This is a genomic window from Ruminococcus sp. 5_1_39BFAA, assembly GCF_964240875.1.
Taxonomy (GTDB): domain Bacteria; phylum Bacillota; class Clostridia; order Lachnospirales; family Lachnospiraceae; genus Blautia_A.
This window is the reverse complement of record NZ_CAXSVO010000009.1, coordinates 53057-78426: the sequence shown is the minus strand read 5'-3', so window position 1 is coordinate 78426 and position 25370 is coordinate 53057. Positions and strand designations below refer to the sequence as shown.

The 25370-nt window shown below is 41.5% G+C and carries 26 protein-coding genes; 3 read left to right on the top strand and 23 right to left on the bottom strand.

The window, feature by feature from the left end; genetic code table 11:
- Window positions 1–93: 93 nt before the first annotated feature.
- The 15 genes from ACESZH_RS11560 to ACESZH_RS11490 all read right to left on the bottom strand — a co-directional run bounded on the left by ACESZH_RS11560 (window position 94) and on the right by ACESZH_RS11490 (window position 13626).
- On the bottom strand, window positions 94–591 hold the full coding sequence (locus tag ACESZH_RS11560) for an antirestriction protein ArdA (RefSeq protein WP_373215709.1): 498 nt from the start codon (window positions 589–591) through the stop codon (window positions 94–96).
- 14 nt (window positions 592–605) lie between these two features.
- Window positions 606–1100, bottom strand: a complete 495-nt coding sequence (locus ACESZH_RS11555; RefSeq protein WP_373215708.1) for an antirestriction protein ArdA — start codon at window positions 1098–1100, stop codon at window positions 606–608.
- Window positions 1082–1327, bottom strand: coding sequence for a hypothetical protein (locus ACESZH_RS11550; protein ID WP_373215636.1), 246 nt, complete (start codon window positions 1325–1327; stop codon window positions 1082–1084). Before ACESZH_RS11550 ends, ACESZH_RS11555 begins: the two co-directional genes overlap by 19 nt.
- Window positions 1328–1392: 65 nt before the next feature.
- Window positions 1393–1851 (bottom strand): hypothetical protein, encoded by a 459-nt coding sequence (locus ACESZH_RS11545; protein ID WP_118444085.1) that lies wholly within the window; start codon window positions 1849–1851, stop codon window positions 1393–1395.
- A gap of 70 nt (window positions 1852–1921) precedes the next feature.
- On the bottom strand, window positions 1922–2143 hold the full coding sequence (locus tag ACESZH_RS11540; protein ID WP_005363222.1) for a hypothetical protein: 222 nt from the start codon (window positions 2141–2143) through the stop codon (window positions 1922–1924).
- A complete protein-coding gene (locus ACESZH_RS11535) occupies window positions 2143–2274 on the bottom strand; it encodes a DUF3789 domain-containing protein (protein ID WP_118444084.1) in 132 nt (43 codons plus the stop codon). Before ACESZH_RS11535 ends, ACESZH_RS11540 begins: the two co-directional genes overlap by 1 nt.
- A 4-nt stretch (window positions 2275–2278) precedes the next feature.
- Window positions 2279–3493 (bottom strand): MobT family relaxase, encoded by a 1215-nt coding sequence (gene mobT / locus ACESZH_RS11530; RefSeq protein WP_373215707.1) that lies wholly within the window; start codon window positions 3491–3493, stop codon window positions 2279–2281.
- Window positions 3494–3664: 171 nt separating this feature from the next.
- On the bottom strand, window positions 3665–5068 hold the full coding sequence (locus ACESZH_RS11525; RefSeq protein WP_118444082.1) for an ATP-binding protein: 1404 nt from the start codon (window positions 5066–5068) through the stop codon (window positions 3665–3667).
- Between the two features lie 76 nt (window positions 5069–5144).
- The gene (locus ACESZH_RS11520) at window positions 5145–5936 is read right to left on the bottom strand and encodes a TIR domain-containing protein (RefSeq protein WP_182440433.1); all 792 of its coding nucleotides are present in this window, start codon (window positions 5934–5936) and stop codon (window positions 5145–5147) included.
- Window positions 5937–6009: 73 nt separating this feature from the next.
- Window positions 6010–6375 (bottom strand): YdcP family protein, encoded by a 366-nt coding sequence (locus tag ACESZH_RS11515; protein WP_118444081.1) that lies wholly within the window; start codon window positions 6373–6375, stop codon window positions 6010–6012.
- A 15-nt stretch (window positions 6376–6390) separates the two neighbouring features.
- Window positions 6391–6705 (bottom strand): YdcP family protein, encoded by a 315-nt coding sequence (locus ACESZH_RS11510; RefSeq protein ID WP_118444080.1) that lies wholly within the window; start codon window positions 6703–6705, stop codon window positions 6391–6393.
- Between the two features lie 247 nt (window positions 6706–6952).
- The gene (locus ACESZH_RS11505; RefSeq protein ID WP_118444079.1) at window positions 6953–8020 is read right to left on the bottom strand and encodes a DNA cytosine methyltransferase; all 1068 of its coding nucleotides are present in this window, start codon (window positions 8018–8020) and stop codon (window positions 6953–6955) included.
- A complete protein-coding gene (locus ACESZH_RS11500) occupies window positions 8017–11442 on the bottom strand; it encodes a VaFE repeat-containing surface-anchored protein (protein WP_118444078.1) in 3426 nt (1141 codons plus the stop codon). The genes ACESZH_RS11505 and ACESZH_RS11500 overlap by 4 nt, the downstream gene beginning before the upstream one ends.
- Before the next feature lie 82 nt (window positions 11443–11524).
- Entirely contained in the window at window positions 11525–12235 is a 711-nt protein-coding gene (locus ACESZH_RS11495; protein ID WP_244052969.1) for a hypothetical protein, read from the bottom strand.
- A 302-nt stretch (window positions 12236–12537) separates the two neighbouring features.
- The gene (locus ACESZH_RS11490; protein WP_118444076.1) at window positions 12538–13626 is read right to left on the bottom strand and encodes a hypothetical protein; all 1089 of its coding nucleotides are present in this window, start codon (window positions 13624–13626) and stop codon (window positions 12538–12540) included.
- Between the two features lie 481 nt (window positions 13627–14107).
- On the opposite strand from ACESZH_RS11490, the gene ACESZH_RS11485 reads away from it, so the two are divergent.
- The 3 genes from ACESZH_RS11485 to ACESZH_RS11475 all read left to right on the top strand — a co-directional run bounded on the left by ACESZH_RS11485 (window position 14108) and on the right by ACESZH_RS11475 (window position 17008).
- A complete protein-coding gene (locus ACESZH_RS11485) occupies window positions 14108–15151 on the top strand; it encodes an ABC transporter substrate-binding protein (protein ID WP_373215635.1) in 1044 nt (347 codons plus the stop codon).
- Between the two features lie 143 nt (window positions 15152–15294).
- A complete protein-coding gene (locus tag ACESZH_RS11480; RefSeq protein ID WP_373215634.1) occupies window positions 15295–16221 on the top strand; it encodes an ABC transporter permease in 927 nt (308 codons plus the stop codon).
- Complete coding sequence (locus tag ACESZH_RS11475) at window positions 16214–17008, top strand: ABC transporter ATP-binding protein (RefSeq protein ID WP_373215633.1); 795 nt, start codon at window positions 16214–16216, stop codon at window positions 17006–17008. Before ACESZH_RS11480 ends, ACESZH_RS11475 begins: the two co-directional genes overlap by 8 nt.
- Before the next feature lie 76 nt (window positions 17009–17084).
- Here ACESZH_RS11475 and ACESZH_RS11470 read toward each other — a convergent pair whose 3' ends face one another.
- From ACESZH_RS11470 to ACESZH_RS11435, 8 genes are all read right to left on the bottom strand, one after another.
- Complete coding sequence (locus tag ACESZH_RS11470; RefSeq protein ID WP_373215632.1) at window positions 17085–18011, bottom strand: DUF5688 family protein; 927 nt, start codon at window positions 18009–18011, stop codon at window positions 17085–17087.
- Between the two features lie 264 nt (window positions 18012–18275).
- Window positions 18276–18752, bottom strand: coding sequence for a low molecular weight protein-tyrosine-phosphatase (locus tag ACESZH_RS11465; RefSeq protein WP_373215631.1), 477 nt, complete (start codon window positions 18750–18752; stop codon window positions 18276–18278).
- Between the two features lie 351 nt (window positions 18753–19103).
- Window positions 19104–19298, bottom strand: coding sequence for an integrase (locus ACESZH_RS11460; protein ID WP_373215630.1), 195 nt, complete (start codon window positions 19296–19298; stop codon window positions 19104–19106).
- A 169-nt stretch (window positions 19299–19467) separates the two neighbouring features.
- Entirely contained in the window at window positions 19468–21045 is a 1578-nt protein-coding gene (locus tag ACESZH_RS11455; RefSeq protein ID WP_373215629.1) for a recombinase family protein, read from the bottom strand.
- Complete coding sequence (locus tag ACESZH_RS11450; protein ID WP_373215628.1) at window positions 21042–22733, bottom strand: recombinase family protein; 1692 nt, start codon at window positions 22731–22733, stop codon at window positions 21042–21044. The genes ACESZH_RS11455 and ACESZH_RS11450 overlap by 4 nt, the downstream gene beginning before the upstream one ends.
- A 1-nt stretch (window position 22734) precedes the next feature.
- Complete coding sequence (locus ACESZH_RS11445; protein WP_373215627.1) at window positions 22735–24426, bottom strand: recombinase family protein; 1692 nt, start codon at window positions 24424–24426, stop codon at window positions 22735–22737.
- Window positions 24427–24534: 108 nt separating this feature from the next.
- Window positions 24535–24783 carry a DUF6870 family protein gene (locus tag ACESZH_RS11440; protein WP_004452776.1) on the bottom strand — a complete coding sequence of 83 codons (249 nt, stop codon included), beginning with the start codon at window positions 24781–24783 and terminating at the stop codon, window positions 24535–24537.
- Window positions 24764–25147: a type II toxin-antitoxin system PemK/MazF family toxin gene (locus ACESZH_RS11435; RefSeq protein WP_115625158.1), complete on the bottom strand. Its 384-nt coding sequence runs from the start codon at window positions 25145–25147 to the stop codon at window positions 24764–24766. The genes ACESZH_RS11440 and ACESZH_RS11435 overlap by 20 nt, the downstream gene beginning before the upstream one ends.
- Window positions 25148–25370: the final 223 nt, after the last annotated feature.

The following is a 25370-nucleotide window of genomic DNA, read 5'->3' as shown; positions in this document are numbered from 1 at the left end:
CTGTTCTAAAATGGAAACAGCAGCCTATGTTTCAAGACTGCTGCAAAAAAATAACCAGTGTCATTTCACTGGCTGATAGTAAATATTCAGTTGTTAATACGGACATTCAAACACGCCATGTTTGGTGACGACAAAACGCCCCTCTAAATCAAGGTCTCGCCCGTATGCTTCATAGTCTATGTAATTACGGATTCTGTCTGGTATCTCACCCAGACTTTGACATTCATCTATGAAGTAATAGGCAACGTCTGTCATATCATCACAATCGGGATAATGGATAATATCGTCTGCGTGTTCGCATAATTCCTCTATGCTGCTGAAACAGCAGAGAAGTTCTGATAATTCGTCCTGTATATCCTCTGGTAAATCCTCCACCATTTCACAAAGGCGGTTGACTTCCTCAATAGGTGTGTACTCGTCAATCTCAAAGGGCAGCTCATAATCATGGATTGCATACTCCTCGTATTCGTCATTCAAGCCGATACGTTCTGCCATCTCGTCATAATCAATGGGTGGCGTGAACCACGCACCCACAAGCTCACCCTCATTGTATTTACCGAGATTCGCAATATAAACCTGCATTTCTTCGATACTACATCACCCCTTTACTGATAGCGGAATACACCGCTTGTGGTGAATAAATATCTATCGTCCATTTCTAGTTCATTTCCATAAGAATGATAGTCAATGTGTTTTTGCAGTTCGTGAGGAATTTCACCGAAAATATTTTCCTCACAGATAAGGTATTCTGCCAGTGCTGCACCGTCACCCACATCATAATAGCGTATCTCGTCCTTATGGTCGATAAATTCATCAAAACTGGAAAACCATTTCTGCTGAATGGCTTTCATTTCATTACCAATGGGTGTGCCCTCCAATTCAAGCACCATGCGGCAGTTAGCGTTGATTTCCCAAAGTGGCGTATCACTGTGTAAGTCAAAAGGCAGCTCATAGTCTGCAATCTCAATCTGTTCTTCATGTTCCACGCCGAGCTTTTCTTTGACTTCCTCAAAGTCCACAGGGCAGTTGAACCAGTCACCAGAGTAACCGTCGTCCTCGTCATGATAAGGTTTTGTATTGTTTAAAAGGTAGATTCGCATTTCCTGCAAGGCGTATCACTTCCTTTCTTCATTTCCAGTATGCCCATTATAACAGCATAATCTACGCCAAATACATAATGGGAAAACTTTTCTAACTGTTCTTTTGGATAATCCAGTGGTGAGTGCTGCTTGATGATTTCCCACACTGCACGTTTGCGGTAAGGCAAATCGGAAATGTTGTCACAGCCGACACGTTCTTTCATATCCTCAAATATATCTGTTTTCATGTTGTCCTCCAATCTTTATTTTCTGCAAACAAAAACAGCAACTATCTAGCTGCTGTTCATATGTTCTACTTATAATCATCCAGTCGTTTCAATGCGTTTTGCGATACAATGATGATTTCTTTCCCATCAATATATGTAATGTAATTATTATATTGATTTTGGTATTTTGGATTTTTTTCTACATCAATCTTTCCCCATTTAAATTCAATTTTTTCAATAGATAGCGGAAATGTAATTGGAAAAGAAAAACCTCCTGTACGTTCATAGATTTGTATTACGTTAGGGTCATGTTTTAATTTATTGTTGGCATATCTTAATCCGCTAAAAAAAGAAATATCGTTTTTGTCCAACTTTTTTTCACAGGTCTTTTCTAACCACTCATAATAATCTAATAGCCAGTGTAAAAATGTACCAACTCTGTAATTGACTTCTTTTTTCAAATCATCATTGTTTAAATCAGTTTCAGCAAGTTTGATTACTGATTGCATTTCTTCAAAACTTTTCTTTATAGCGTATTGAAGCATGAGATTATCCCTCCAAATTTAGATTGACTTTTATCTAGTATATCAAAACTCTAGGAGGGATAACAATATATTACGCACCAATAATCTTGTTAAATAACTGTAACAGCACGTCTTTTACGCCAGCAGCATTGAATACCAAACCAACAGCGATTAAGGCGATTACCAAAAAACCGATAAGTTTGGAAAATTCACGTTTGAATCCGAGATACACGCCGATAACCGCAATCGCCATCAATACAAGGCTTTGTGCGTTAGATAAAAACCAGTTGTATAAGTTCTGTCCGAAATTCATTATTTCTTTCTCCTTTCCATCATTTCAATTTCTCTGTCTGCAACTTTTGCAGTCTGCATAAGACACATAGTAACTACTCCAAAACCTGCCCCCAGTGAGAACAGGAAGAAGTCAAATAAAATATGTTTCATGTTGTCATTCCTCCGTTTCTATAATGATTTTTTCTGTGGAAGTCGTCTGTTGTTCAATCAGTTTTTTGTGACGCTCCGTGAGCTTCGCATGGTCTAAAATGTCTTTGAGATAGGTCGTACCATTGGTATTGTCTATCTGCTGCAAGACTTTCCATGTAGGAGCAACCTGCCTGCTTATCCAGTTTAGTGTCCGTGTGAGCGTATAAGGCTCTGGTTTGGTCGTCAGTTTCAAACGCCCACGGTCAGAACCGATAAAGTACGCCCATTTTTCATTGGTTTTCCATTCGCTGCGTCGTTTCTCCACCTCCTTGTCAGCGAACCGCATATAACGGTTAATGATGTCAAAAGCGGTACGCTCTGCGTCATGGTAGGTCAGCAGGTCACGCACCGCATAATAGGCTCGCTCATTTTTAAGCCGAATTTCAAAACGGTTCTTGATTTTCGTATCTTCAATCGGAATATCATATTTCACATACTGTTCATAGTCCTTTTCGTAGATACAGAAATAAACCTCCGATTTGAGAGAACCAATATAAAGCGTATTTCCCATTCCGTATTTATCCTGTTCATTGCTTCTCACCAACTCACCGCTGCGGTAACTCTTGAAGCTGCGGAATACGGAAATACATTCTTCATGGTTGCATTTCTCTGTCAGCTCCGGAATGTTCAAGATTCCTGCTATATCGTTGATGGCAAGGTCAAAACGTTTCATTACACCTCCCTCCACCAGAGCGTCCATGAGAAAGTCATACCAGCTCCTATGCTGTGCCAGCAGATAGCTTTCCATCTGCCGGCAGCCTTTGCCTTTCAGCTCCAGCAATGTACCTTTTTCCTTATCGGGTGATGTCAGCACGAACACATCACCAAGCACATAATGTTCCGCATAGGAGTAGAATCCGTAGTCCTCATGTATCATTACGTCCAGTTTGAGTTGTAGAATATCCTCAACAACGTGCCGAACGTCCTGTGTGGGGAATCGGATTCTGACGTAATCGAATACCATTTCCAACGGATTCTCTGGATTCATTTTTTCCAGAGCGTCCGTGAATTTCCACTTGATTTCTTCTGTCAAGGCTACTTTTCCAGATTCAATCCTGCTGACATACTCTCGGCTGACACCAGCCATGACCGCAAGACGATTCTGGGAAACGCCGTACTGCGTCCGTTTTTCTTTGAGTTTATTTATCCAGTCGGTATCATTCAGTTTCAATCCCTCCAATCGAAAAAGGAATGTGACAGTTACCGATTTTGTCACACTCCCTCGAATGTTTGAAAAGTCCTCTGTTTTCAAGGACTTTTTGATATGTGATTGATTGTTTCCAGATAATTTGTGCCCCCCTGTTAGATAACGGGGGCGATAAGCTGGCGCGGCGAACCGCACCAGCACAGGCTAGTCCGTACCTGCGTCTTTCGCTTCGCACGCCGCCTGTCCGTCCTGCCTGTTTTGTGTAAGTCTCCCTATCTCTTTTAGAAAATCGTGTCCTTTTGGTACAAGGGGAGTGTAAAATTCGGATATGACACTGTTTCCTGTATCAACGTAGCCACGTCCTTTGATCTGTTTCAGAAAAAAGTCCTTGTCTACTTCACCGAACATCATACTGTAACCAAGCTCCGACATACGCCCCAATGCCACACGGAAATTGAACTGGTCACGGATTCCGTCACCGAGATATTTTGCGTCCGGTCGCTGACAGGCAAGGATAAGAAAGTAACCTGCCTGTCGTCCGAGCATGACTATCTGTTTGAGCTTATTCAAAACAGCAGCGTTTTCTTTTGTCGTCAACATTTCCATAAATGCAACATATTCATCAAAGATAAGGAAGTGGGGCGATAGTCCTAAATAGGCGTAGTTTTCACCTGTCTTGTAGTTATCCATGAGTTTCATAGCTTCACTTCTTGCCATCATACCATCATAGAACCTGTCAATACAGGCGGTTATATCGTCCTTTTTGTAGTAAACTTCTGGCATGACGACAGATAAATCTGCAAGGTCAGCATTTTTAGGGTCTAACACATACATGATGGCATTGCAACGGAGCAGAGCTTCAATAACAGTAAGAATAAAGTAAGTTTTACCACCGCCAGTGCCGCCAGCAATCAGCATATGGGGGAGCTTGTCATACTCCCACCAGACATTTTTCATCAAACGCAGCTTTCCGTTCTCCGCCTGTACTTCGTCAATGGTAATACGATTTGCAACCGTATCATAAAGCAACACATACTCCACAAAAGAATCATGTAGCTCTTTTGACACCAGCTCACAGTACAAACCTGTTTCCAGCTTCTTTTCCAAATGTAGGAGCTGGTCTTGATATTTTCCCAGTGTGATTTCTGTACGAATATATAATAGTCCATTATCCATACGGTAATACAGTTTAGGAAAGTAGGTGATTTTCTCTTTCTTGCCGGACGCTGGTAAATCCTTGAAAAATCCGCTGTCCTGTGTCGTTTCCGATTCATACCAGCCATTTTCAAGTATCATGCGTGCCAGCTTTTGACGGTGAAAGAGCTGTTTTACTTTGTCATACTGGAAATGCCGATATAAAAGAGCAACAATCACACAGACCAAAACTGAAACTATGACAGTAACTATCATATATGGCGTGACCGAAAAATGGACGTTGCCATCTTGAAACAGTGAGGTTGATTTCCAATCAGTAGTAATGATTGTCTTTAGGTTCAGCAGCATAACCACTGTAAGGAACAGCAGGAGCAGCGAGCCAGACAAGAAACGAAAAACCAGTGATTTATCACTGGCTCTGATATGATTCCCACGTTTATTGAGTTGTGGCATATAAAATTCTCCTTTCCATGAAAAAAGCAGCAAACCATATAGATTTACTGCTTACATACACATTATTTCATTAAGTTTAAAACAGTTTATTAAAATCAATGTTATAACCAGCCGCTTTCAGTTCCTTAGCAATTTCGATCTTCCAAGCACCACTTTCATCATAGGAAACATATACCACACCTGAAATATCGTTTGGTTTTTCAACATCATTTTTTACAAGAGCACAAACATTTTTTCTTTGTAACTTTCCTATAAGATACCCATGCTCAAAGACAACATTTTGACGTGCTCTATACTTTAATTCCGCTCCATCGTTAGCTAATCCTCCTTTGTCACACGGAGTATACAATACTATACCGAAACCAACATTTGAATATCGCTCAATTTTTTCAATAATTGTTTCACCCTCACTAGCCTGCTCATGAAGTATTATAGGTGTTAGTTTTAATTTTTCTAAAAATCGTGCAACTTCATTTTTTAAGCCATTATCATGTCCATGAACAATAAATATTTTATCACCGCTGATTGCTGGATTAGCTTGACTAATTGAAGGATTGGACAAATATTTTTCATATTCTTCACGATTGGCTTGAATATCCTCATTAATCTCTTTAATGGTTTGCGTATTCTTTTTATGGTTTTCAGGGCTTATCACATATTGATTGCTACAAATATGTGATAAATTATCCTTATACCAATCCTCAATAATATTACAGCAGTATTCTAAAATATCAATAGTCATGGTATCATTTTCCAAATTATTTTTTAAGGTCTTGCAAGGTATAGATACGATTGGTTCAGAGGTATAATCATCAATACTTTCAATAATACTTAAGAGCTTTATTTTAAGAATACTATAATTAATCATACATAATTACCTCTTTTCTTTTGATTTGTAGAATAATTATACCCTATGTAACATCATATGAGAACACTTAAAATTACTTATTTTTGCTTTGAGAACTGTTTAAAGTAGTTAATTTACTCTTCAAAACAATATCATCTGCCTTGATATACCAGTCAACGTCTGCACCTTGAAAGGTAGCGGTTGCCACTGTATCAGCCACAGGATTGATAAGCTCCACCTCTGCGTTATAATCAAATTCCTTTAATGGAACAGAAGCCGGAATACTCACCTGTATCATGCGTCCTTGCTCCTTACACTTCAAATCGTAGGTACGCTCTTTGATTTCTTCAGAAACCGTACCGTCCTCATTCTGGATATGTACCTCTCGTCTTAAAGCAGAGAATTTCAATACCCCGAAAGTCTTTTCCTTGTCAATAATGATTCCATTTGCTAATCTCATAAAATTCTACCTCCTTTACGCTTTCACCATATCGTCTGCTGACAGGATATAGTTTGTGAATCCTCTGGTACCGATTTTGTAACCCTCTGCGGTGATTTTGGGATTGATAAGTTTAACTTTTTCCTCTGATTCAAAGTTCTTCTCACCAGCAGAAGCAGGCAGCACCACGATAATATCATCTGCCTTCTGTACGTCCGAATAAAGGTTGAAGCTACGGGAAACGACCGTCATACGTCCGTTGATCCTACGCTGTTCCACCTTATTTTCACCTGCAAACTCTAAATTCCCGAATGTCTTTTCCATGTTCGGGATAACATATCTTAATTCCATAAATTGTTTACCTCTTTTCTTTTTGATTTTGATTGATTTGTTATATAGTCCATTCTGCCAACAGGATAATATCTGTCTGCCTGTGGATAGTAAAGGGCAGGCGTTGTGCCGAAAGCACCCTTGACAATCCCCATTCAGAAAGATAAACCATAGTCAGGCAGAAGTTAGATAAAATATCAGCGGTATGCTGATTTTCCTAAAATAAATCTGTTTCCGGCGGTTCTTTGTTGTGGTAGTTCCTCAAACTTTATCCCTCCAATACTTCTTTGATTCCTGCTATGATATACTCCGCACAGGGTAAGGCGATTGCGTTTCCAAGCGCAGTACACCTTGCATTGTCGCTTGTCTGTTTTCCGAGATAGTCATACTTCGTCCAGTTGTCGGGAAGCCCCATCAGACGTTCGCATTCAAGTGGTGTTAGATAGCGGATAACTCCGTCTTTTTCTTTTCCCTCATACCAGAACGAAAAAATATTGACCGCACCAGCTAAAAGAGTGGGAAAAGGGTCATCTGCCCGTCCGAAGCTTCGTAGGAATCCGGGTATATCCCCCGATTTTGCACAGCTTCGCATTCGTCTTTCCTCAAAGGGACATAAGACGGGTATTCCCCTCCCTGTTTCAGCAGAAGATATTCCACCGGCTCCGGCGGAGGATAGCCCGCCCTCTCTGCCAGTATCAGGAAGTGGGTGCAGTTGACGGGATTTAAGTAATATTTCTGCGGCACGCTGTCCTCCAAAATCTGCCACGACAAAGACGCGCTTTCTTCTCTGTACGAGGGTGGGTTCTCCCCAATACTGGGCGTCCAAGAGGCGCCAGCAGACGTCAGCGAAACGCCCTCTAACCATTCCGCATTTTGCCCATCTTCCAGAAGCAGGCATTGGAATCTCGGAATCTGTGAATGATTCCAGCACGGATTTAAAGTCCAGCCTGTGATTTGATGAAAACGCTCCTGCGACGTTTTCCCAAACAGCGATAACTGGAAATATGCCATTGGTCGCACACCTCATTTCTTTTATGATTCTGATTGCATGATAGAAAAGCCCCGATTTATTCCCTGCCAGACCCTCACGGAATCCGATTGTAGAAAGATTCTGGCAGGGTGAGCCGAATGTGATGATATGCACCGGAGGGATTTCAGAGCCTTTCAGCTTCGTAATATCCCCCAAGTGGAGCATATCGGGGAAATGCCTTTTTGTAATGGAAATTGGTACCTTTTCAATCTCACTGGCCCATACAGGGGTAATCCCGTGACGGGAGGCCGCAAGAGGGAATACGCCGATTCCGTCAAACAGGCTCCCAAGTGCCAGGCTCATTATCTGTTTCCTTTTCTTCGGAATCTCTTATATCTGGCAAAGATAAGACCGGCAGCGGAAATTCCCATCATGGCGAATAATGCGACAAATGGCGTATTGTCGCCTGTTTTTGGTGAATCGCTTGTCTTTGTTGGTGTGCCAGGTTCTTCTGGTGTCGTAGGGGATTCTGGCTTCTCTTTGATAGTTACCGTCTGCCCCTCGTCCTTGATGTTCTTATGTTCAGCCACTTTGATAGGCTCGTCTGGATTGGACGTATCATACAATTCTTCAAACGTCACAAGCTCTTTGCCGCCAAGTTCCGAAGCATTGAACGTAAATTCAATCTGAACTTCCATCTGACAGTCCGTAGCGGTGAAAGTAAGGTCATTTTCTACACGTTTACCATTCACCAGAAGTTCTGCATTTTCAGACTTCACCATTTCCCAACCTTTAAGGGTATATTTCACGCCTTTTTCAAGACCATCTAAAGTGACCGTATCGACAATCGTTACTTTGTTGTCTGCTTCAATCATCTTTTCACCTGTTACCTTGTCTGTGGAGGTTGTGTGCATAGTGATGATACGTTCCGTAATCGTCACCGTTTGCCCCTCGTCCTCTATGCCCTTATGTTCCGCTACCTTTGTAGGTTCGTCTGGATTAGATAAATCATATAATTCTTCAAATGTCACAAGGTCTTTTCCTGCAAGCTCGCTGGCATTGAATGTAAATTCAATCTGGACTTCCATACTGGAATCTTTCGCAGTAAAGGTATAGTCACTTTCTACAGGCTTACCATCTACAAGAAGCTGTGCATTTTCAGATTTCACCATCTGCCAGCCTTTGAGCTGATAGGTTGTACCTTTTTCCAAGCCATCTAAAGTGACCGTATCAATGACAGTTACCTCCTTACCAGCAACAATCATCTTTTCACCTGTGGCTTTGTCGGCAGCGTTGGTATGAATCGTAATCACTCGTTCCTCGATAGTCACGGTCTGCCCCTCGTCCTCAATGTCCTTGTGTTCTGCCACTTTGATAGGCTCGTCTGGATTGGATAAATCATACAATTCCTCGAATGTCACAAGGTCTTTGCCGCCAAGAGCAGAAGCATTGAATGTATAGGAAACCTCAACTTCCATTTCTGATTTTTTCGCAGTGAATGTGTAATCACTTTCTACAGGCTTACCATCTACAAGAAGCTGTGCATTTTTAGACTTCACCATCTGCCAGCCTTTTAACTGATATTTTGTGCCTTTCTTCAAACCATCTAAAGTGACCGTATCAACGATAGTTACGTTTTTACCAGCAACGATTGATTTTTCACCTGTCACTTTATCGGCAGCGGTAGTATGGATAGTGATTTCCGGCTCATAATCATCTGTCAAAGTACCCAAGTCAATGACTACCTTATTTCTTGAAACTACCACATCAAACGCTGGAATCAACGTCATTCCCTTATTGGAATCACAGTGTAATTCTTCAATCTCATAAGTATCATAGAGCAAAGCACCTTTGCTGTCGTCTGGTGTGGAAGTACCGAACCAGATACCGTCCTCACTGGTTTTGTCAGCATTGGTATTTTGTTTATGAGATACCCAGTCAGAAGAAGTGGAGAATTGACCGTTTGCGTCCGTAACAATGATATGGCTCTCACCAGTCGTCTTGCTTGTGATTCTAAAGGGAACATTCGCAAGTCGCTTGTGAGTACCGTCACCAATTTTCACACCCTCAATATCCCCACGGATAATCTGGTTGTAGATGGAATGTGCTTCATCTGTTAAATCCACGATTTCACCGTCATTCACAATGTCAAACTCACGGTCAACCGCACCAGTTGTCAAATATCCTGTCGGATTTTTGGATTCTGAAATTTTATAGTGACCGTAAGGAAGTGTATCAGCGTCAGTTGCAGCGATACCGTCAACACCTGTATGGATTGTCTTGACGACCTCATTTTTGTTGTATAGCTTTCCATTTACCAAGACAGCATTATCATTTAAGGAAATGATTGTAAAGGCAGTATCTTTTAAAGTCGCACCGCCCTGTGCTTTCGTATCTTTGGTTTCAAGGTCACGTTTCTGGATTTTGACACCGCCACGAATCACCTTGTCCGATACGGAATACTGGTTGCTGCCGCTTAACGCTGCAAGCTCACCATCTTCTGTAATCTGTGTCACATAGACACCTTTAATCTGTTCAGAATTTCCTGCCGCCTGCATATAAGCACCCTCCAATAAGTAACCGTTTGGGGCAGTCTTTTCTTCTACTGTGATAGTACCAAGTGGCAAGCAGATTGTACCGTTTTGTGTATAGAAGCTGTCACCCGATATCTTATAGGAATCGGCTAAACGTGTAATATAATGGACTTCTTTGTTGCTGTCCTTTTCAGCGATTGTCTTTGTCGTCCATGTGCGTGTTGGTTCTGATGGAAGATTACCTTTTGTATAATATCCGTCATAATACTTCCAGACAAACTCTGCACCCTCCAAAGAAGCGTTACCCTGTGCAGTAGCTTTTCCTGTTTCCATATCAATCTTGAAAAGCTCAACCAAAGTGTCTGTGACCTTTGGTGTATCGCTCACTTTCAATGTGGAAGTTTCACCAGCCTTAACCGTAAGGGTATAGACGTTCTTATCTAACTGGAATCCCTTTGGAGCTTTCGTCTCTTTTACATAGTATGTCGCAGCTCTTAATTCCACAGTATCAGTATTTCCGTTACTATCTGTCGTAAGTGTGGCAACAGATTTCGTGCAGCCTTTATCAGAATAGATACCATAAGTCGCACCAGAGAGAGAATAGCAGTCATTCCCGTTTGTAACTGTGGTATTACTGGAAGATTTCTGAATTTTGCCATTCCCGACAGCCAGCTTCGCCCAGAACTGACCTAAATCCTGCCCCTCACCAGTATAGATATAACCGCCGCAATCGTAACGGTCTTTGTTTTCTTTAGCGAAGGCCTTTGCATTCTCATAGACTTCTGACTGGATTTTCTCTGATATTTCATCATAGGCGGCTCGTACATTGTTGTAACCCCAACCTAAATGAACGCTTAATCTTCGCCAGACAACACATTGTTCCAATAGATAAGCCTGTTTGCTGGAAAGACTGTGAGTTTTGGAATACTGTTTGACATATTCCAGATTCAAAGCTACATCTGATATTTGGTCGCTACTCATTCTGTCTTTAGCGTCAACACGATTTTTATATCCCGATTTAAAGTCAGTGTTAATATCTACACAATAGGCAATCTGCCCGTCAGCGTTCATTATACTTTCTTCAAAACTGGAAACCTCTGAACCGCCATTATCAATCTTGACGATTGTTCCTGCTTTACCGTCCGTAGTGGTGTAGACGGAATCCGCAGCATGAACTTGTTTGACAGGTAAAGTAGTAAATACAGTTGCAAGGGTAAGGAAACCCGTAAGCAATCGTTTCATAATCTTATTCATATTTCTTGATTCTCCTTTCATTTTGGGTAAAAAAATAGACGCTCATTTCTGAACGTCTATAAATAACTATATTAACTTTTGATTACTCGGCAGGATGTTTTGAAAGATATCGCGAATAGTCCGTATCAAATTGCAATGACTTTAACTGTTCTTCAATAATTTGAAGCATATTTTTTCCTTCAAGAATTGATTCAAAATCTTTGATAGAAAAATCAATAATGCAATATTTATCTTCAAGTTTCTCTTTATGAAGATAGAATTTCTTAATAAGTCCCGATCCATTACTCCAACCTGTTCCACTTACTCCATGATACGAAAATAATATTCCAATTTTTACATTATTAGTAAGTAACAGACTGCAAAATTTTCCTATGTATGTAACACTTACCGATTTATCATAGTTTTTACATTCTCCTAAAAAACATTCCAATTTAGAATTAACCAAATGATAACTTAGTAGAATTTTCCCCTTTGGCGTCAACGAAACAAGTTGATCAATTTCATTTGTCGACGTCCGTAGGTTTCTGTCTACATAAAAAATATTGCCAGATATAGTTAATAAATATGAAACCAGTTTTTCTAATGCTTCTCCTTTTAAATTATGTAAATTTGCAGATACAGTATCCGATTGTCCTTTTACACTATGCAGTTTCTTAAAATCATCAAGCAACTGAGCATATGTTTTTTTTTGTAAATCATTAAGTTGGCAAATTCTCTCATAACGCAATTCATCAGATATATTCTCCAATACATTTAGTGCCTTAGATATCTCCATATCAGATTTATTAATCATCTCGCATCACCTTATAGATTATAAAAGAATTTTCTAATGTAGAAAGTTCCCCATGACACAATTCGCATTCAAAAGTCTCTGGCAACTCATTAAACAAACGCACTGTACCCATAGACTTTTGACAATTACTACAATACAATTCATAATAACTTTGTAAAACGCCCTGCTCCTCTAAAGCAGACAAAAAATCATAGATTTCTGGTAAGGATAAAGAAAATTTTCTCTTCAATACACCGGGATAAATCCACATATTTATCTTATAGTTCTTAAAAAAGTCAACTAATGCGGTGATATTTACATTGTTATTCAATTTGTATTGTATCGTCATTTCTATGATTGACAACGTATTTGATAACATAATTCATCCGCTCCATTCCGATCAGCACATTACTGTAATAATGCTGTATTAAGCAATATTCATTATTCATGTAATTAAAAACAAATTTTACACGAATACTTCTTGTTTTAATTTCATTCTCCCACAATAATTCAATCCACGGGTAGTCTGACATTTCTTCCATTTCAAACATGAATTGTTCTAAGGCTTCTCTAAAATCCGGAACCTTTTCCAATTCTGCTTGATTGTCACTCAATAAGGACCTTAATTCCCCAAGAAATGGTAAAACATATTCTTGATTATTTCCAACTTCTAACTGAGCATTGCCACCACTCGGAAGTTTCATATATTGAGCAATCAATTTTACGTTGTTATCATGTTTACACACATTGACCATGAAATCCAAATCTAATGGATTCAAATTACACTCAAAATGTACTTTAAGATATTCTACCATTTCTGCAATCAAATCCGCATAAATAGTTTGTTCTTTTCTGTCCGATAGAAACACTCTTTTTAAAACATCGAACCGAAATTCTATAAGCTCGCCCTCTTCATGAAAGACTACCAAAAAAGGATATTTTGTTAAAAATTCCTCCTGTGTTAATGGATGAACTGCTGCAAAAGCTAAATTGAATTTCAAAAAATTGTATCCCTCTGAACTATATGCAACCGGTTCTCCAAAAGAAGTATAAAGGTATTCATTTTCATAACATTCGTTTAAAGGGGATATTTTTTTTACCCTCTCTAAAATCTTTGCAAAATCATCACATGTAAAAAGTACAGAGTATTTATAATCTTTTATAAACTCCCACTTTTCAATAAAAAAACAAGCTCTTTTGCTTTGACGTATACATGTCACCAATTGCTCAGTCAACGCTTTTTCCGAGATATCAACCATATCCATTCCATCTAAACAAAGCTGCCCAGAAGTATCCACTTCCTTAGTTGCAATGCCTTTTTGGATAAATCGCTTTACTAAGTAACGTTTCAACTTATCTGGATACAATTCTATTGTTTTTTCGAGGTATTCTAAATAATTTTCTTGTAGCATGTAACCCCTCTTTTCTATAATATACTTCTTTGATTTGATTATACGTTATTTAATTCCAAAAATCTATTAGTATTTTTTAGTTTTTATCTATTTCTAAATATGACTTAGCAGTATAAATAGACGCTCATTTCTGAACGTCTATAAACTGAAAGGCTTGTCCTCTCACACATATTTAATTTTGATAGGTACAACAGTTGCCTTTCTTTAAGTAATATCGTTATCAGCCTTACTTGCGCAACTGTGTTCCCCCATGCCCGGCATCCAGCATAATTGAATAAGGCATACTGATAAATCCTTTCCTGCGCTTCTATATCAGAATATGCCGGAAAATCCAAAATGTGTAGCGGCATAATAGAAGGTTTTTTTCAAAATAATCGGCCTGCCTTCTTGACTTTGCGGCTTTAAAGCGTTATACTTTCAAAGTCAGAAAAATACATATATGTATTTTCCATATGTAAACAATATTGAGGAGGATAATAAAATGAAAAAACAGGTTTTAGCAGCAACACTTGCCGGTGTTCTTACAGTTGGAATGATTGGCTCCGTAACAACCGTAAGCGCTGAGGAAGGAACTTACACCATTGGTATCTGCCAGCTCGTACAGCATGATGCGCTGGACGCTGCAACACAGGGATTTAAGGATGCCTTAACAGAGGAATTCGGCGATGCCGTTACATTTGACGAGCAGAATGCACAGGGCGATTCCAACACCTGTTCCACAATCATCAACAGCTTTGTTTCCAGCAATGTTGACCTGATCCTTGCAAATGCCACTCCATCTCTTCAGGCTGCAGCAGCCGGAACAAACGAAATCCCGATTCTCGGTACCGCTGTAACAGAGTACGGTGTTGCTCTTGAGATCAGCGATTTTGACGGTACTGTAGGTGGAAATATTTCCGGTACTTCCGATCTTGCACCTCTGGATCAGCAGGCAGCTATGCTGCATGAGCTTTTCCCGGATGCAAAAAATGTAGGTCTTTTATACTGCTCCGCTGAGGCAAACTCACAGTATCAGGTAGATACCGTTAAAGCTGCTCTGGAAGAACTTGGATACACCTGCGAATATTACGCATTCTCTGATTCCAACGATCTTTCTTCCGTTGTAACTACAGCAGCTTCCGAAAGCGATGTAATTTATGTTCCGACCGATAATACTGCTGCTGCAAATACAGAGATCATCAACAACATCTGCCTTCCGGCACAGGTTCCGGTAATCGCAGGTGAGGAAGGTATCTGTACAGGATGCGGTGTTGCTACACTTTCTATCAGCTACTATGATCTTGGAAAAGCTACCGGCGAGATGGCAGTACGTATCCTGAAGGATGGTGAGGATATCTCCACTATGCCTGTTGAGTATGCTCCGAACTTCACAAAAGAGTACAATGCTGATATCTGCGCAGAGCTTGGCATCGAAATTCCGGACGACTATGTAGTAATTCCAACTGAGGACGAGGCAGCTGAGGAATCCGAAGAAGAGCCAGCTGAGGACGAAGCAGCTGAAGAAGCAGAAGAAGAAGCGGAATAATCTTTATAAACAATTTTATATATTTTAGCGAACAGCGGGAAAGGATACTCCTCTCTCGCTGTTCGCGTTAAAAACATTTGCAAACGGAAAGACCGCCAGGGCTGAATTTCTGTTTGCATCCGTATGCAGGAGGAATACTACAAATGCAAATCATGAATTTAGTTCAAGCACTTCCCGGAGCTGCTGCCCAAGGGCTTATCTGGGGAATCATGGCGATCGGTGTGTATCTGACCTTCCGCGTCCTTGACATTGCCGATCTGACCGTAGACGGAACCATGTGCACAGGCGGAGCCGTATTCATTATGATGATGATGAACGGTCATAACGCATGGGTTTCTCTTCTGGCAGCCACCTTAGCCGGAATGCTGGCCGGACTGGCAACGGGAATTTTTCATACCTTCATGGGAATCCCGGCAATTCTCGCAGGAATCCTGACGCAGCTTTCTCTCTATTCCGTAAACCTGAAGATCATGGGAAAAGCAAATCAGGCTATTAACGTTGACAAATATGATATTCTGGTTTCCCTGCGCCGCATAAAAAATGTACCGATCACCCAGAATACCATTCTGATCGTTGCCATTTTTATCATGGTAGTAATTGCTATCCTGTACTGGTTTTTTGGGACGGAGCTTGGATGTTCCCTTCGCTCTACCGGATGCAATCCTAATATGTCACGCGCTCAGGGAATCAACACAGATTTCTGCAAGGTTCTCGGCCTTATGATCTCTAATGGACTGGTTGCACTTTCCAGTGCATTACTTGCCCAGTACCAGGGATTTGCCGACGTAAACATGGGCCGAGGTGCCATTGTTATCGGCCTTGCCGCTGTTATTATCGGCGAAGCGATTTTCGGACGTATTTTCCGCAATTTTGCCCTTCGTCTTTTGGGTGTAGCCTTCGGCTCCATTTTATACTATCTGGTTCTGCAGACTGTCATCTGGTTAGGTATTGATACAGACCTTCTGAAGATGCTTTCTGCACTTGTAGTCGCTATTTTCCTGGCAGTTCCTTACTGGAAGGGAAAATACTTTACAAAACCGGTAAAACGTGGAGGAAACAACAATGCTTGAAATCAAAAACATTTATAAGACCTTTAATCCCGGTACCATTAACGAAAAAGTCGCTCTGAACGGTCTTTCCCTGAAGCTGAACGAAGGAGATTTCGTTACTGTGATCGGCGGCAACGGAGCCGGTAAATCTACCATGCTGAATGCAGTCGCCGGTGTATGGCCTGTGGATGAAGGCCAGATCATCATTGACGGTGCAGATGTCACCAAGCTTTCCGAGTACAAACGCGCTGTCTACCTTGGCAGAGTATTTCAGGATCCCATGACAGGAACTGCTGCAACCATGGGCATTGAAGAGAACCTGGCACTTGCCAAACGCCGCGGACAGACAAGATTTCTTAGAAGAGGCATTACTCGCCAGGAACGCGAGGAGTACAAAGAACTCCTGAAGGTTCTTGGCCTGGGACTGGAAAACCGCCTCACCTCTAAAGTGGGACTTCTCTCCGGTGGTCAGAGGCAGGCTTTGACACTGCTTATGGCTACTCTGAAAAAGCCTAAGCTGCTTCTTCTGGACGAGCACACCGCTGCCCTTGACCCCAAAACCGCAGCAAAGGTACTGGAAATCACAGATATGATCGTAAACCGTGACCATCTTACCACTCTGATGATCACCCATAACATGAAGGATGCCATTGCACACGGCAACCGCCTTGTTATGATGATGGACGGAAAAATCATTCTGGATATCCAGGGAGAAGAAAAGAAGAAACTCACCGTAAAGAACCTGCTGGATAAATTCGAACAGGCCAGCGGTGAAGAGTTCTCAAACGATTCTGCAATTCTCGGATAAGGCAAGCACTGCCGCCTGCGTTTGATACTGATCAAACGCAGGCGGTTTTTATTATACAAGACCGCCCCAAAAACCTTTACACACAAATAAATCTTCCTGTGTCTTTACAGTACCTGTAAATGCTTGAGGTAAGATAGTCCTCTTCCGGAGTTGCTTCCTCAATGGTCTGTTGAAGAATATCTTCCAGCCTCTCCGGTTCTGCAAAATCCACATTATGTATCATCACCTCATGTATGCTGGTAAACACCAGATAGAAATCCTGTCCGATCAGTCCGGCTAATTTTTCCGCAACACCTGGAAGGAATGCTGCCACGGCACCATTGGTCCTTCTGGTCGTACTGAGACAATTTCCTACCGCATCACGGCGCAGTGCAAAATCGCCATCCCCTTCCATAAAATCTTCTCCCTGATAATCAGAATCATAAATCAGTTTTTCCCAGTAATAAATTCGCGGCGGTGATATTTTAAGCGTATTTATAAGTGCTGCCTCAAACACTTTGTCTTTGTCCAGACCCCACATTTCCACGTATTCCTGGCGTATTTTCATACTGGTGATGCAGTTGTCCACTTCTCCGATTTTCAGATAAAGCACCATCGCAATATCTCCCAACGTTCTGTAGACTGCCTTCTTCAGCTCTTTTCTATGCCTGTCGCGGTTGATCAGTCTGATAAACAGATCTCCCTTAATCTTTTCATAATGTATCAGATTCCTCGTCTTCTCAAAAAACTTTCCTTTTTTCGCTTTATCAAGTTCACTGATCACATCCTTCGTGATTTGCTCTATGGATGTCCCGCTTTTGTATTTCTCATAAAGTTCCTCTGCGTAAATGCCGCAAACCTCTCTGGTTCCTTCATGCACATCGCACTCGATGAACAATCTGTCGCCCGTACACGCAAGACCCGTTCCTCCTTCATTGAAAAAAATCTTTTCCTCCTCCATGTCCAGGGTATCAAGAAGGCTTTGACGCAGTTTCTCTACAAATGTCCTGTATTCTTTTTTCATTCCTTGTTTCCTTTCTTCACGTAGATTGCTTGAAATACGGGCGATATGCCCAGATTCACACTGATGTTCTGATATACAGTATAATTTTCAGTGTTCTATAGGTAAGTAAAAAAGAAGGGGAGTCAGCCTCCCCTGTGAGTTGCTGTAGTCTCAGTATAAAAGACTACCTGCTATTTGTAAAGAATTTTTCATCGACATATTTCGACATGATTTCGATATTGACTTTAATTATTTTGAATTTCGGGTATAACGCTCACTCCGCGCTCAGATTTTCCCCTCCTGCTCCAAATATCTCAGAAATGCCTCGCACCCTTCCACAATGTCAGAATATGTCAGGGCAAAATCCCCCGTGTACCAGGGATCTGCAATATCACGCGGCTCATCTGAATAATCCAACAGCAGCTTCACCTTCCCCTCCGGATCGCTGCGCAGAATTCTCATCATATTTCTCATATTCCACTGATCCATACCAAGAATATAGTCATAATTGTTATAATCGCTTTTCTTTATCTGAATGGCTCTTTTCCCTTTGCAGGAAATCCCATGCTTCGCCAGCTCCTCCCTGGCCGGCGGATACACCGGATTTCCCACTCCGTTCCATATTTCCTCCGTACTGGTAGCCGCAGAAGCGATATAGAATTCGCTGGCAAGCCCTCTTTTTTCGACCATATCTTTCATTATGAATTCCGCCATGGGGGAGCGGCAGATGTTGCCGTGGCAAACAAATAACACTCTAATCATCTATTTTTAACTCCTTTTTTATCTCTGATTATCTCGGTTTTTCCTTATTTTTCAAGCATTTGCGCACTTTTTCAGTCTATCAAGATTTTTCCCATTTCTCGGCTTATTTTGGCTTATCTCGGCATGTTTCTTCCTTCAAATGGTCTAAAATATGGTCTAAAATGGTCTCAGATTTCAAATTTAGACCAGCCGACATTTGCCGCTCCCCTATGTCTGAAATCTTTGATTTCCCGAAATAATTTGGTCTAAAAATTTTACTCTTTTTCAATCTGTTTTAGACCACGACCATCTTCAAAGCCTTGAGTTTACTGACTTTCTAGCCATTTTACGAAATGGTCTAAATTAGACCATTTACCCCATCTTCTTGAATTTTACCTTGTCCTCCTTCATACCTAACTGCCGAAATTCATTTTCAGCTTCTGCCTGCTTCTTGGCAAGCTTCTCCACTTCTTCTCTCGCATCATCCAGCTTAAGATGTGTATAGGTATTAAGAGTGACACTGATATCCGAATGGCCCATCAAATACTGAAGTACCTTTGGATTCATTCCGGACTTCGCCATATTAGAGCAGTATGTGTGTCTGCATACATGTGGACGTGTCAAGTATGGGACAAAAAAAAATTTCTTTTTTCTTGCCGGATAGTACCTGACCATTCCAATCAGGTACCCCAGCACTTTTATTATCTTCCAAAAAATCGCTCTTGTCCAGAACATTTTATCTCTGCCCTAAAAATACATCATCAAAATTCCATTCAATTTCGATTTCCTCCTGGCTATGCACCCGGATAACCTTGATGATCTCCCGTAACTTCTCTGTATCGAATTTCTCCATGTTCAGAAATTCTTCCAGTTTCATTTCCTTCGCAGTATTGTCCTGCTCAAGCATCTTGGCATCACGTTCAGACTCTGCTATCTTTCGTCTGATTTCTTCCAGCTGTCTGCCTATCTTTTCTGCTTTCTGCTTGTACAGTTCCCGATCAATACAACCATCTTTGTACCCATCATAAAGTCTCATTTTTTCAGAAGACAACTGGCGGCTCTGTTTCAACAATTCTGCAACATTCGTCTCCATACCTTTGCTCTGGTTCTTTGATTCAACAACTTTCCGGTTTTCCAGCATGGAAGCTGCAAACAGATGAACAAGCTCCAGGATATGCTTTTCCATTGGCTCACGTCTGACCACTAGGCTTCGACAGACATGATCACCGCTGGTACGCCCATCCGAGCATTTCAGCAGATGCTCCGTTTCTCTTACCAGACAATGACCACAGTGTGCACACAGCATCAGTGCTGGCTGTTTCTTGCGTCTTGCCAGCGTATAATTGGTTCTTGTTTCTGCAACACCTCTGGATTTTTTCGGATGCAGTCTGTTCGCTTTTTCAAACAGTTCCCTGTCAACAATCGGATCATGGTGGTTTTCCAGCCTGATCCAGTCAGACTCGTCATTAAGAACCGCCTTATGACCGGTGTGCATACTGCAGCGTGTTTTACCCCATATCCGGGTTCCAATATAAATCTCATCCCGTATGATTGCAGATACTGTGGTTGGATTCCAGCGTTTTTTCATGATGGTATCAAACCGTCGGAACTGAACCTGCTCTCCTCTTGACATTTTCTGCTCATCACAGGTGGCAATTTCCTGTTTGTTCAGTTCCCTTGTGATCTCTGCAAAGCTCATACCTTCTGCAGCCATCTGGAAGATCATCTTCACCACTTTAGCCGCATCCGGATCAATTTCCAACCTTCCATCTTTGCCCTTTCTATAACCATATCTGGCATTTACCGGAAGCCTTGTACCGTTTTTCATTCTGGTATGCATTGCGGATGAAATTTTTTTCGACAAATCCAGGCTATACATGTTATAAACCAGATTCTTCAAAGCCACATTCATACCGCCGGTCATTCCAGAGCTGGCTTCACTGTCATAACTGTCATTAATGGAAATAAACCGGATCTGAAGAAGCGGGAAAATATATTCAATATAAAATCCCACTTCCAGATAGTCCCTGCCAAACCTGGAAAAATCTTTCACAACTACACAGCCGATCTGTCCGCTTTTCATATCCTCCTGCAGCTGTTGAAAACCATTGCGTTTGAAGTGGGTGCCGCTGACACCGTCATCCACATATTCAAGGATATCCGACTCATCCACACCAAGCTGATCGATCACAAACGATTTCAACAGGATTCTCTGAGAAGTCACACTATCACTTTCCAGTTTGGTTCTGCCATCCACATTCCCATCTTCCATAGATAAACGGATATAGACAGCTGTTTTCCTATTTTCTGTCATCTTGACTGTGCCTCCTTCTCTTTCATTATCTTTTGCAATTCAGCGAACTGGTCATCATATACCAGTTTGATCTCATAATCATACTTACCATGGATAATAATGGAATCCACAAAGGCATCCACCATTTCTTTTGTCAGCTTCCGCTTAGACATATAAGTATGTATCACTTTCCCCCATCCTTCTTCGATATGATAATCTTTGGAATACCGTACCTGCGCCGTCAATACTGCATCCAGACGGCTCTTGATGTTTTCTATTTCATTGGAATAGATACGGGAAAACTGCATGTACTCTTCTTCTGTAATCAGGCGTTCCGAATAATCCTCATATAAATCAGATTTACGCTTACTGATCCGGCTCAGTTCCCGCCGAAGTTTCCCTACTTCCTTGTCCAAAAGCAAATATTGCGTCTGGTTTCTGGAAGCGGAGTTCATTTCCCGGATCATTTTTTCTGTATCCAATACGTTTTTCATATGTGACTGGATCAGACGAAGGACATCTTCATCCACGTATTCTTTTTTGACCCTGTGCCCCTTGCACTGGTCTCCTCCTGATTTATGGTTTGCATTGGCACCGCAGATATAATAAAATGTCCCGGACTTTTCCCTGGACAGGATCATGCGGTTGCCACATCCTCCACACCTGATCTTGCCGGTATAAAAATTCTGGCTCCGGATGGCTCCATTATTCAGCTGATGCCTCTTTTTATATTCTTCCGTAATTTCCCGGATTTTTTCCTGTACCTGGCGGAACAGCTCTTTATCTATAATCCCTTCGTGGGTATTCTCTGCATAGATCCACTCACTCTCCGGTCGGTTCCTCTGCTTGTTTCCCTGAAAAACGCTCTGCTGATATTTTCCATATACGGAATCGCCGGTACAATGTACATCCTGAAGCACACGTTTTACTTCGTAATTATTCCACGGTTTGGACTCTGGGGACGGCTTTTCCCCGGATCTGTAATATTCCCTTTGCAAAGTTGGGGATAAGATGCCATCTGCGTTCAGTTTTTTTGCAATATCACTGTAGCTGTAGCCATCCATATACATAGAAAAAATTGCCCGTAAATGTCCGGCAGCTTCCTCATCAACTACCAGCTGGTGCCTGTCCTGTTCTGATTTCCTATATCCATAGGGTTCCCAGGCACCGGTAAATTTTCCTTCTCTCCATAGGGCTTTTTTTGCACTGCTGCTCTTTTTTGCAAGGTCTTTGGAATAGAACTCATTGATAATATTCTTTAAGGGAACAGTCAGATCTACTCCCTCACGGAAAGAATCAAAATCATCCGTCACTGCCAGGAACCGTACATGAAAGAACGGGAATACACGCTCAATATAATTGCTTGTTTCTACATAATTCCTGCCAAGCCTGGACAAATCCTTTACAATCACGCAGTTGATTTTCCCATGCTTGATATCTTCCATCATCTGCGTAAATCCAGGACGATCAAAATTTGTACCGGAATAATCAGAATCCTTATAAACTTCTGCAACCGAAATATCCTCTGTATCAGCCACATAGTTTTTCATCAGTTCCACCTGGGTTTCTATCGTCCCCCTCTCTATCGTTTCCTCTGTTTCCATAGAAATCCTTGCATATAACCCTGCCCGGAACGGTCTTTTGATCTCTTCCTGAACGGCTGCACTGCTGACCGTTTCAGGAATGCTTTTCCTGCTTTTTCGTGCCATTTTATACAACCTCCTTTATCTTGACCTGCAGATTGTTATCCGGATCTGTTGCAACCTCCACTCCCATAGCCGGAAGCTGTGTCAGCAATGCCTGATAACAGTCATCAAAGTCAAAGACGATCTCAATATTCTTTTTGTCATGGACTCTGATTTCCCGAATCAATTCCACGATTACTGTCCTGGTCAGCACTTCAATATCCTGATATTTCACAAAATAATCCAGCCATGTGTTAGAAGCATCTGCTTTTTCCAGTATGTTATCCATTTCTTTCTGGATTGCCCGGATACTCTCTTCTGCATTCCTAAGCCTTTTTCCATATGCTGCATGAAGTTCTACATAATCTTCTTTTGATACGATGCCCTCTTTCATATCGGAATAAAGCATCATGCGGAGTTCCTTACAGCGTTCTGTCTCCATTTTTTTCTTTTCCAGCCTGTCCTGGAGTTTTTTCACATTGATTTCCTGAAATGGTACAGTCCCGATAAACTCCAACACCCTTTTCAAATGCATGATGTTCTGGATATGCTGTTTCAGCATTACCAATACCACGTTTTCCAGATCTTTTTCCGGGATTCTGTGACTGGAGCAGCGTTTCGTTTCTTTATTTGTGGAACATAAATAATAGGCATATTTCTTTCCACCAACTGTTGAGACCTTTCTCGTCATCGGTGCCCCGCAATCCGCACATACAGCAATGCCGGACAGCAGATACACCTGCTTCTGGTCAGGAGAAGTACGGGTATCCATCCCCAAAAGCCGCTGGACGATCTCAAAATCCCTTTCACTTACCAGCGGCTCATGGTTCTTTTCAATACGAATCCAATCATCTTCCGGCTTTACGTAGGACTGCTTCACTTTATGGTTCGGTGTCGTACGTTTCCCCTGCACAAGGTTTCCAATGTAAACCTCATTTTCCAGTATTCTGCGTACCGTAACAGAACTCCAAAGAGCCTGCTCTTTCTGTCGGAACCCGGTCTCATAATGACTGCCGCTGCTGATCTTATATTCAAATGGGGAAAGCACACCCAGTTCATTCAGGCGGTTGGCAATCGCATCCTGGCTCATTCCCTGCAGTTTCATCTTAAAGATGTCCTGTACTACACTGCCTGCAACCGGATCAATCTCCAGCTTATGCTTGTCTGCCTTAACTTTCTGATACCCGAATGCCACAAAAGGTGTCACACATTCTCCCTTTTTCCTCTTAATTTCAAGGTTACTTCTGATCTTAATGGAAATGTCACGGCAATAAGCATCGTTGATTAAGTTTTTGAATGGGATAATAATTTCATCGGCCTGATTCTTTCCCTGAAGGCTGTCATAATTGTCATTTATGGCAATAAAGCGCACACCAAGAGCCGGGAATAAACGTTCAATGTACTTCCCGGAATCAATGTATTCCCGCCCAAACCGAGATAAATCCTTCACCACTACGCAATCAACAATCCCACGCCTGATATCTTCCAGCATAGCCTGGAATGCAGGGCGCTCAAAATTAGAGCCTGAGTAGCCATCGTCAACCCGGACGGAAACAACTTCTATATCTTTTTTGTCTTTCAGGAAATCCAGAATCAGAGCCTTCTGGTTAGAAATGCTGTTACTTTCCATTTTTGCAGAACTGGAAAGATCGCCATCTTCTTTGGATAATCTGACATAGATGGCGGCACGATAGATTTTATTGAAATTCTGATACATATCTTACCTCCTCTTATTACGTCAAAAAACCCATGTAATAAAAGGGGGCTGCATAATTTGTCCTTACAGACATTTTAACACAGCCACCCCAAACTTTCCAGTACTTTTTCAGACACTCAGAAGCATATTTTCAAATGCCTGCTCCAAAGATATCCCGTTATTGGCAAACCTTACTTTGACCTTCATATTCCCGATCCGGACAAGATACGGATTTCCTACCTTATTCAGATATGATTCCCGCCGTTCCTTCAGGCTTTTATTCCTGTCTGCTTTTATTGTCAGTAAATCTGTCATTTCATCAATATTTACATCACAAAAATCCTGTTCCAGATACTTTCTATATTCTTCTGCTGTCATAATCCCCCTCCTCATATACTCCTGTCTGAATCTCCACCGCTCTCGTAATCCTCCGCATTGCATCAGAGCTGACATGACCACATTTTTGGATGATACTCTGAACATCAATACTTGTGATCTGTTCCGCCAGTACCAGCCCATGCCGTTTCAAGCCAACCATTTCATAACAGTTAATAAACACATGGGTCGGAAGATACCGTTTTTTGTACACCCTTGAAGTAAACGGCACTACCGTTACCACCGGACTGTATGTATTCGCTTTGTTATTGCTGACAACCACTACCGGACGGATTCCACTCTGAAGGGAAGTACCCGGAACCTGTCCCAAATTAACCATAAGGATATCGCCTCTTTCAATTTTCATTTATTTGTTCCTCCCATCCTGACATTTAATCGTAAAGCATCCATTATTAGCTCCACAGGAATACGGCAGAGTCATTCAAATTGAACGCTCTGCCGCATAACCTCTATAGCCAATTTTCGATTATTAAACAGTGCTCGCTCGATTCTATTTATCCTCGATACCCCGAATCGTTTATCCTGCTTTCGCAGGTAGGGAATAATAACCTATCTGACTGCATTCGCCA

What these genes read in the sequence shown, in the direction of transcription:
- ACESZH_RS11520 (WP_182440433.1), bottom strand. Translation starts at nt 5,936, where the DNA reads ATGATTAATTATAGTATTCTTAAAATAAAGCTCTTAAGTATTATTGAA.
- ACESZH_RS11435 (WP_115625158.1), bottom strand. Translation starts at nt 25,147, where the DNA reads ATGAAAATTGAAAGAGGCGATATCCTTATGGTTAATTTGGGACAGGTT.
- ACESZH_RS11515 (WP_118444081.1), bottom strand. Translation starts at nt 6,375, where the DNA reads ATGAGATTAGCAAATGGAATCATTATTGACAAGGAAAAGACTTTCGGG.
- ACESZH_RS11485 (WP_373215635.1), top strand. Translation starts at nt 14,108, where the DNA reads ATGAAAAAACAGGTTTTAGCAGCAACACTTGCCGGTGTTCTTACAGTT.
- ACESZH_RS11475 (WP_373215633.1), top strand. Translation starts at nt 16,214, where the DNA reads ATGCTTGAAATCAAAAACATTTATAAGACCTTTAATCCCGGTACCATT.
- ACESZH_RS11510 (WP_118444080.1), bottom strand. Translation starts at nt 6,705, where the DNA reads ATGGAATTAAGATATGTTATCCCGAACATGGAAAAGACATTCGGGAAT.
- ACESZH_RS11465 (WP_373215631.1), bottom strand. Translation starts at nt 18,752, where the DNA reads ATGATTAGAGTGTTATTTGTTTGCCACGGCAACATCTGCCGCTCCCCC.
- ACESZH_RS11470 (WP_373215632.1), bottom strand. Translation starts at nt 18,011, where the DNA reads ATGAAAAAAGAATACAGGACATTTGTAGAGAAACTGCGTCAAAGCCTT.
- ACESZH_RS11460 (WP_373215630.1), bottom strand. Translation starts at nt 19,298, where the DNA reads ATGAATCCAAAGGTACTTCAGTATTTGATGGGCCATTCGGATATCAGT.
- ACESZH_RS11480 (WP_373215634.1), top strand. Translation starts at nt 15,295, where the DNA reads ATGCAAATCATGAATTTAGTTCAAGCACTTCCCGGAGCTGCTGCCCAA.
- ACESZH_RS11440 (WP_004452776.1), bottom strand. Translation starts at nt 24,783, where the DNA reads ATGACAGCAGAAGAATATAGAAAGTATCTGGAACAGGATTTTTGTGAT.
- ACESZH_RS11550 (WP_373215636.1), bottom strand. Translation starts at nt 1,327, where the DNA reads ATGAAAACAGATATATTTGAGGATATGAAAGAACGTGTCGGCTGTGAC.
- ACESZH_RS11445 (WP_373215627.1), bottom strand. Translation starts at nt 24,426, where the DNA reads ATGTATCAGAATTTCAATAAAATCTATCGTGCCGCCATCTATGTCAGA.
- ACESZH_RS11555 (WP_373215708.1), bottom strand. Translation starts at nt 1,100, where the DNA reads ATGCGAATCTACCTTTTAAACAATACAAAACCTTATCATGACGAGGAC.
- ACESZH_RS11490 (WP_118444076.1), bottom strand. Translation starts at nt 13,626, where the DNA reads ATGCTACAAGAAAATTATTTAGAATACCTCGAAAAAACAATAGAATTG.
- ACESZH_RS11500 (WP_118444078.1), bottom strand. Translation starts at nt 11,442, where the DNA reads ATGAATAAGATTATGAAACGATTGCTTACGGGTTTCCTTACCCTTGCA.
- ACESZH_RS11495 (WP_244052969.1), bottom strand. Translation starts at nt 12,235, where the DNA reads ATGATTAATAAATCTGATATGGAGATATCTAAGGCACTAAATGTATTG.
- ACESZH_RS11545 (WP_118444085.1), bottom strand. Translation starts at nt 1,851, where the DNA reads ATGCTTCAATACGCTATAAAGAAAAGTTTTGAAGAAATGCAATCAGTA.
- ACESZH_RS11450 (WP_373215628.1), bottom strand. Translation starts at nt 22,733, where the DNA reads ATGGCACGAAAAAGCAGGAAAAGCATTCCTGAAACGGTCAGCAGTGCA.
- ACESZH_RS11455 (WP_373215629.1), bottom strand. Translation starts at nt 21,045, where the DNA reads ATGACAGAAAATAGGAAAACAGCTGTCTATATCCGTTTATCTATGGAA.
- ACESZH_RS11525 (WP_118444082.1), bottom strand. Translation starts at nt 5,068, where the DNA reads ATGCCACAACTCAATAAACGTGGGAATCATATCAGAGCCAGTGATAAA.
- ACESZH_RS11535 (WP_118444084.1), bottom strand. Translation starts at nt 2,274, where the DNA reads ATGAAACATATTTTATTTGACTTCTTCCTGTTCTCACTGGGGGCAGGT.
- ACESZH_RS11540 (WP_005363222.1), bottom strand. Translation starts at nt 2,143, where the DNA reads ATGAATTTCGGACAGAACTTATACAACTGGTTTTTATCTAACGCACAA.